The 7,119-nt window shown below is 49.1% G+C and carries 7 protein-coding genes; all 7 read left to right on the plus strand.

Annotation, left to right across the window (positions count from 1 at the left end; all coding sequences use genetic code 11):
- The first annotated feature begins 24 nt into the window (after nt 1-24).
- Entirely contained in the window at nt 25-1,194 is a 1,170-nt protein-coding gene (gene metK / locus HMPREF2871_RS02475; RefSeq protein WP_004521057.1) for a methionine adenosyltransferase, read from the plus strand.
- A 171-nt stretch (nt 1,195-1,365) separates the two neighbouring features.
- On the plus strand, nt 1,366-2,436 hold the full coding sequence (locus HMPREF2871_RS02480) for a DUF1176 domain-containing protein (RefSeq protein ID WP_070629746.1): 1,071 nt from the start codon (nt 1,366-1,368) through the stop codon (nt 2,434-2,436).
- A gap of 124 nt (nt 2,437-2,560) precedes the next feature.
- Nucleotides 2,561-2,881 (plus strand): accessory factor UbiK family protein, encoded by a 321-nt coding sequence (locus tag HMPREF2871_RS02485; RefSeq protein ID WP_004521053.1) that lies wholly within the window; start codon nt 2,561-2,563, stop codon nt 2,879-2,881.
- A 13-nt stretch (nt 2,882-2,894) separates the two neighbouring features.
- The gene (locus HMPREF2871_RS02490; RefSeq protein WP_070629748.1) at nt 2,895-4,391 is read left to right on the plus strand and encodes a YifB family Mg chelatase-like AAA ATPase; all 1,497 of its coding nucleotides are present in this window, start codon (nt 2,895-2,897) and stop codon (nt 4,389-4,391) included.
- Between the two features lie 154 nt (nt 4,392-4,545).
- Entirely contained in the window at nt 4,546-5,517 is a 972-nt protein-coding gene (locus HMPREF2871_RS02495) for an SPOR domain-containing protein (protein ID WP_049344439.1), read from the plus strand.
- 11 nt (nt 5,518-5,528) lie between these two features.
- Complete coding sequence (locus HMPREF2871_RS02500) at nt 5,529-6,170, plus strand: thiol:disulfide interchange protein DsbA/DsbL (protein WP_049344447.1); 642 nt, start codon at nt 5,529-5,531, stop codon at nt 6,168-6,170.
- A 44-nt stretch (nt 6,171-6,214) separates the two neighbouring features.
- Entirely contained in the window at nt 6,215-7,039 is an 825-nt protein-coding gene (locus HMPREF2871_RS02505) for an undecaprenyl-diphosphate phosphatase (protein ID WP_049337089.1), read from the plus strand.
- The last annotated feature ends 80 nt before the right edge of the window (nt 7,040-7,119 follow it).

Raw genomic sequence — 7,119 nt, forward strand, 5'->3', positions numbered from 1 at the left:
CCTGTTTTTAATGAAAGAATAGCAATGAGCGAATATCTGTTTACTTCCGAATCGGTATCCGAAGGCCATCCGGATAAAGTTGCCGACCAAGTATCCGATGCGATTTTGGATGCCATCTTGGCGCAAGACCCCAAAGCGCGTGTCGCAGCAGAAACCTTGGTCAACACAGGCTTGTGCGTATTGGCAGGCGAAATCACTACCACCGCCCAAGTGGACTACATCAAAGTTGCACGCGAAACCATCAAACGCATCGGCTACAACTCCTCCGAGCTGGGCTTTGATGCCAACGGCTGCGCAGTCGGCGTGTACTACGACCAACAATCTCCGGACATCGCCCAAGGCGTGAACGAAGGCGAAGGCATCGACCTGAACCAAGGCGCGGGCGATCAAGGTTTGATGTTCGGCTATGCCTGCGACGAAACCCCTACCCTGATGCCGTTTGCCATCTATTACAGCCACCGCCTGATGCAACGCCAAAGCGAATTGCGCAAAGACGGCCGCCTGCCTTGGCTGCGTCCTGATGCCAAAGCCCAACTGACCGTGGTTTACGACAGCGAAACCGGCAAAGTAAAACGCATCGACACAGTCGTCCTGTCTACCCAGCACGATCCGTCTATCGGTTACGAAGAGCTGAAAAACGCCGTGATCGAACACATCATCAAACCGGTTCTGCCGTCTGAACTGCTGACCGACGAAACCAAATACCTGATCAACCCGACCGGCCGCTTCGTTATCGGCGGCCCGCAAGGCGACTGCGGTTTGACCGGCCGCAAAATCATCGTCGATACCTACGGCGGCGCAGCTCCGCACGGTGGCGGTGCATTCTCCGGCAAAGATCCGTCCAAAGTGGACCGTTCCGCCGCTTACGCCTGCCGCTACGTTGCGAAAAACATCGTCGCCGCCGGTTTGGCAACCCAATGCCAAATCCAAGTTTCCTACGCCATCGGCGTTGCCGAACCGACTTCGATTTCCATCGATACTTTCGGCACCGGCAAAATCAGCGAAGAAAAACTGATTGCCCTGGTTCGCGAACATTTCGACCTGCGCCCTAAAGGCATCGTCCAAATGCTCGACCTGCTGCGCCCGATTTACGGAAAATCCGCCGCCTACGGCCACTTCGGTCGCGAAGAGCCTGAATTTACTTGGGAGTGCACCGACAAATCAGCCGCATTGAAAGCAGCCGCAGGCGTGTAAAAAAATAATAAAGGTCGTCTGAACGGGAGTTTCAGACGGCCTTTTTACATCTAAATATTCAAAACCTTTTTACGAACGACACATCGTATTTTCACAAAAACAGCGCAACGAAACCTTGGATTGCTATGCTGTCTTTGTGAATCTACATAAATAAAATTGAAAGCATACATCATGAAGAAATGGCTGCTGGCTGTTTTGCCTGCCACCGCACTGGCTGCTCCGCCTCAAGGCTTTTATCAAAATTACAAAGACTGGGACATTGCTTGCGACAATACCGGCACCTGCCGTCTTGCCGGATACCAAGCAGATGAAATAGAACCACCGGTTTCTATCCTGTTTACCCGACAAGCAGGGGCGAATGCCGCAGTAATTGGCGAAGTTTCCCTACTGCCATTTAATGACGATGAAGCACAACTCGCCAGCATTGCAACCCGCAACGAATTGGTATTGAACGGTAAATCACTGGGCAAATTGGCGTTCAATAAAAAAGGCCAAGGCAAATTGAGCAGCGCGCAAACCAGTGCCTTACTCGAAGCATTGAAAAAAGAGAGCAAAATCAGCATCCGCTCTGGAAAATATGAATGGCATTTGTCCGACAAAGGCGCAGCGGCGGCGATGTTGAAAACGGACGAATTCCAAGGCCGTCTGAACACACCTTCCGCACTGATACGCAAAGGCAACAGCAGTCAGGCAGTCCTCAATCCTCAACCCAAACCCGTTATCCGCGCCGTTGCCGTGCCGAAAAATGCAGGCGATACGCTGGAGCAAAACACGCCGCGCCACAATGCCGTCATGAAACTGCTGCGAGACAGCAACAACTATGCTCCCACTGACGATGACAATTACTGCCCCGCCCTGCATGATAAAGAGCACATGGATTGGAATCGCAGCCTAAGTATTTATCCGCTCAACAAACAACAAGTAGTATTGGTAGAGGCCATCTGTATCGGCGGAGCCTATCAAACCGGCGGCTACTATGCCATTGCCAACAAAGAATTAACCAAAATCGAACAAGTGCTACCGCCAATGACATACGGCGGTCACGGTGGATTCGATGAGAAAACAGCCACCCTTAGCGGCAGCTTCAAAGGCCGAGGGATCGGCGACTGCTGGTCTGGTAATGCAGCGGTGTGGGACGGTAAAACGTTTGTCCGCAGTGAGGAACACACCACCGGTTCATGCAAAGGCTTCACAGGCGGCGCGTGGCTGATGCCTATTTTTGAAGCCCGTGTTGAACGTTAAAATACACGGAATATTTACGATAGAAAGCAAAGGCCGTCTCAAAATTCCCGTTTTCAGACGGCCTTTTTCCTTATACAATAGCCACTTGAATTTCTATATACATTCTGAATAAAGGATACGGATTATGTTCGGCAAACAACTTTTTGAAGAAGTCAGCTCCAAAATCAGCGAAACCATCGCCAACAGCCCTGCCAAAGACATGGAAAAAAACGTTAAAGCCATGCTCGGCAGCGCGTTCAACCGCATGGACTTGGTGACCCGCGAAGAATTCGACATCCAACAACAGGTTTTGATTAAAACCCGTACCAAACTGGCCGAATTGGAAGCCCGTTTGGTCAAACTCGAAGCCGCTCAAGAGCCTGAAGAAGCTGCTTTGAAAGCGGCCGAAGCTGCTGCGGAAGAAGCTGTTGCCGAAATCAAACAACAAACTGAAGCTGCCGAATAAGGCCGTCTGAAACATGTCGCTTGCTTTGGTTTACAGCCGCGCCTTAAGCGGCATGAATGCGCCGTTGGTCGAAGTGGAAGCCCACCTTGCCAACGGCTTGCCACATTTCAATATCGTCGGCTTGCCCGATACTGAAGTCAAAGAAAGCCGCGACCGTGTGCGTGCCGCCATCATCCAAAGCGGTTTCGACTTCCCCGCCAAGAAAATTACCGTCAACCTCGCACCGGCCGACCTCCCCAAAGAATCCGGCCGTTTCGATTTACCGATTGCCTTGGGCATTCTTGCCGCATCGGGACAAATTAATCCTGAAAAGCTCGCGCAATATGAGTTTGCCGGAGAATTGGCGCTGTCCGGGCTGCTGCGTCCCGTACGCGGCGCGCTGGCCATGGCATGGCAGGGAATGCAGGCAGGTCGTTCGTTCGTCTTGCCGCAAGAAAATGCCGAACAGGCTGCCGTTATGCGCGGTATCGCGGTTTATGGTGCGCGTTCTTTAGGCGAAGTGGCCGCACATTTAAACGGTATCGAACCGCTGACACAAACTGAATGCAAGCTGACGCAAAGGCCGTCTGAACAAAGTAAAATACCTGATTTAGCCGATGTTAAAGGCCAGCATACCGCTCGCCTTGCTTTAGAAATCGCAGCGGCAGGCGGACACAGCCTGTTGATGATGGGCCCGCCGGGTACGGGCAAATCCATGCTTTCGCAACGTTTGCCCGGCATCCTTCCGCCTTTGACCGAAGACGAATTGGTCGAAGTATGGGCTTTGCGTTCGCTCCTGCCCAACCATCAACAGCAACTCGACAGCAACCGTCCTTTCCGCAGCCCTCATCACAGTGCCAGCTCGGCTGCTATGGTGGGTGGCGGTTCAGACCCGCGTCCGGGCGAAATTTCATTGGCGCACCACGGAGTGTTGTTTTTAGACGAATTGCCCGAGTTTGACCGTAAAGTATTAGAAGTGTTGCGCGAACCTTTGGAAAACGGCGAAATCCATATTTCCCGCGCCGCACGCCAAGCAGTTTATCCGGCCAAGTTCCAACTTGTCGCCGCCATGAACCCCTGCCCTTGCGGCTATCTTGGTCATCCATCCAAACCTTGCTGCTGCACGCCTGAAAGCGTTGCCCGCTACCGCAACAAAATTTCAGGGCCATTGCTCGACCGTATTGATTTAACCATCGAAGTACCCAGCCTTTCCGCTGCCGAATTGATGCAACAAGAAGCAGGCGAATCCAGTGCCACAGTATTGGAACGCGTTACCGCCGCACGCAAAATCCAATACAACAGACAAGGCAAAGTCAATGCCGAACTGAGTGTCAGCGAGCTCGATGGTAAAGCCCGCATCCAAAAAGAAGCGCAAGAAGCCTTGGGAACCATGCTCGAAAAACTAACCCTTTCCGCTCGAAGCTTCCACCGCATCATGCGCGTTGCCCGTACGCTGGCTGATTTGGCAGGCGACGAAGAAGTCAGCAAAACCCATGTGATGAAAGCCATCGGCTTCCGTCGCGCCCTTTAACTTTTCAGACGGCCTGAATCTTTATGTTTAAGTAAAACTAGAGTAAACAAAGCATCAGGATTTTGCCGTCCATAACGGTTATTGATAAAATATCGAATCCAAACTCAGACAGTCTCCCTTCAGGCCGTCTGAACACATTATTACAAGGTAAGTCATGAAAAAATCTACACAATATGGCAAAGGCTTGGCCGGTTTCTTTTTCGGCCTGATACTGGCAACAGGTATTATTGCCGGTATTTTGTTCTTCTTGAACCAAGGCAACCAAAACGTTTTCAAAGAGCTGACTCAGCCTAAACAAAGCGAAGAACCTGAAATCCTGAAACCTCAGGACAAAGCAGAGAAACGCCCAACCACCGACACTTCATCTACCCAAGCAGATGAAGAAAAAGCCAAAGCAGAAAAAGAAGCTGCTGAGAAAGAAGCCAAAGCTAAAGAAGAGGCTGAAAAGGCTGCCAAAGAAGCTGAAGAAAAAGCTCAAGCGGAAAAAGAAGCTCAGGAAAAAGCCGAACAAGCAGAACGTGAAGCCAAAGAAAAAGCCGCAAAAACGGAAGCAGAAAAAGAAGCCGCCAAGAAAAAACTGTCCGAGAAAAAAGCCGAATTAGAGAAAAAACGCGCAGAAAAAGCCAAAGCTGAAAAAGAAGCTACTGATAAAACTGCAAAAGATAAAAAAGCAGCCGACCAACTGACCGACAAACAAAAAGAGCGTGCCGAGCGCAAATTGGCTGAGAAAAAAGCAGCCGAAGCCAAAAAACAAAACAAGCCGACACCTGAGCAAATCCTCAACAGCGGCAGCATCGAAAAAGCACGTAAAGCAGCAAATGCCTCTGCAACAAAAGAAAGCAGCAACGCTGCAAATAAACAGTCAGCAGAAAAAGCCGAAGCAGCTGCCAACAGCGGTAAAAAAGCCTTCCTGCAACTTGGTTCATATGCAGACCGTTCCAGCGCAGATTCACAACGTGCAAAACTGGCTATTTTAGGTGTTTCTTCCAAAGTGGTTGAATCGCAAAACGGCGACAAAACCATTTACCGAGTTCAAAGTAACACTATGCAGCAGGAAGCCGCTGTGAAACTGCAAAAAAACCTGCAAGACCATAATATCAACAGCTTGATTCGTTCTACCAAATAATGGAATCACTGATGAAGCAGCGTATGAAACAAACCATTGCCGTACTCAGCCTGATCCTGCTCAGTCTGAGTGCGCAGGCTGCTACCGAAGGCGTGGACTATACCGTTCTTAGTCGCCCTATCCCGCAGCAGCAAGCCGGAAAAATTGAAGTGCTAGAATTTTTCGGCTACTTCTGCGTCCATTGTTACCATCTCGATCCAGTTTTGTTGCAACACAGCAAAACCTTTGCCAAAGATGTTTCCTTACGGACAGAACACGTCGTTTGGATGCCTGAAATGTTAGGCTTGGCCAAAGTAGCCGCTGCCGTCAATCTTTCAGGTTTAAAATATCAGGCCAATCCAGTCATCTTCAAAGCTGTTTACGAACAGAAGATTAACTTGGCTGATGCAAATGTATTCCGATCATGGGTCGGCAAACAGACAAGTTTTGACAGTCAAAAACTACTTCAAACCTACAATAGCCCTGCTGCCGCGTCGGCTGCTGCAAAAATGCAGCAATTGACGGAAACTTATCGAATTGAAAACACACCAACTGTCATCGTCGGTGGTAAATACAAAGTCAATTTCAATGGTAGCGACTGGAAAGTCGGTATGAAAACCATAGACGAGCTCATCGTCAAAGTCCGCCGCGAACAATCCTCAAAACCACTTTAACTATTCAACAAAAGAAAGACGGCCTCAAGGCCGTCTGAAAACTTATGGACATTTTGATTTTATTTAAAGCACTTATTCTCGGTATTATCGAAGGTTTAACCGAGTTCCTCCCTATTTCAAGTACCGGTCACTTGATTGTATTTGGCGACTTAATGAATTTCCAAAGCAACGGAAAAGTATTCGAAATTGCCATCCAGCTCGGTGCCGTATTAGCCGTCGTATTCGAATATCGCCAACGATTTACCCATATCATAAAAGGACTAGGCAAAGAGCGAACAGCCAATCGCTTTGTGCTGAATTTATTTATCGCGTTCATCCCCGCTGCGATTGTTGGCCTCTTATTCAGTAAACAAATTAAATTGCATCTTTTCAACCCCATTACTGTTGCTACTATGCTAGTACTCGGTGGTTTCTTCATTTTATGGGTTGAAAAACGCCAAACAACAGCCAAACCTAAAGTCAATCATGTAGACGATATGCGCCCAATCGACGCATTTGTTGTAGGATGCGCCCAAATTTGTGCCCTTATCCCTGGGACATCACGTTCAGGCAGCACCATCATGGGCGGTATGCTGTGGGGATTAGAACGTAAAACGGCTACCGAATTTTCATTCTTCCTTGCTGTACCAATGATGATTGCGGCAACAGGTTACGACATCTTAAAAAACTACAAACTCTTTACCTTACAAGATGTCGGACAAATTGCCATCGGTTTTATCGCAGCATTTATCGCCGGTCTATTGGCAGTAAAAGCTTTGCTGAAATTTATCTCCAGTAAAAACTATGTACCTTTTGCCTACTACCGTATTGTATTTGGTGGTCTGATTCTCCTTACTTGGATGCTGGGCTGGGTCAGCTGGAGCGAATAGCCCCTCTCCCTAAAGGACGTGCCTGAGCACGTCCTATTTCTTTATCCGCTTCCTCCCTTTAGATCAGGTTTCTACCCCGT

This window comes from Neisseria sp. HMSC067G12 (assembly GCF_001812725.1).
Classification (GTDB): domain Bacteria; phylum Pseudomonadota; class Gammaproteobacteria; order Burkholderiales; family Neisseriaceae; genus Neisseria; species Neisseria perflava.

Bases quoted from the DNA above. Each gene is read 5' to 3' on its own strand.
- HMPREF2871_RS02490 (WP_070629748.1), top strand. From the start codon at position 2,895: ATGTCGCTTGCTTTGGTTTACAGCCGCGCCTTAAGCGGCATGAATGCG.
- HMPREF2871_RS02485 (WP_004521053.1), top strand. From the start codon at position 2,561: ATGTTCGGCAAACAACTTTTTGAAGAAGTCAGCTCCAAAATCAGCGAA.
- HMPREF2871_RS02480 (WP_070629746.1), top strand. From the start codon at position 1,366: ATGAAGAAATGGCTGCTGGCTGTTTTGCCTGCCACCGCACTGGCTGCT.
- metK (WP_004521057.1), top strand. From the start codon at position 25: ATGAGCGAATATCTGTTTACTTCCGAATCGGTATCCGAAGGCCATCCG.
- HMPREF2871_RS02500 (WP_049344447.1), top strand. From the start codon at position 5,529: ATGAAGCAGCGTATGAAACAAACCATTGCCGTACTCAGCCTGATCCTG.
- HMPREF2871_RS02495 (WP_049344439.1), top strand. From the start codon at position 4,546: ATGAAAAAATCTACACAATATGGCAAAGGCTTGGCCGGTTTCTTTTTC.
- HMPREF2871_RS02505 (WP_049337089.1), top strand. From the start codon at position 6,215: ATGGACATTTTGATTTTATTTAAAGCACTTATTCTCGGTATTATCGAA.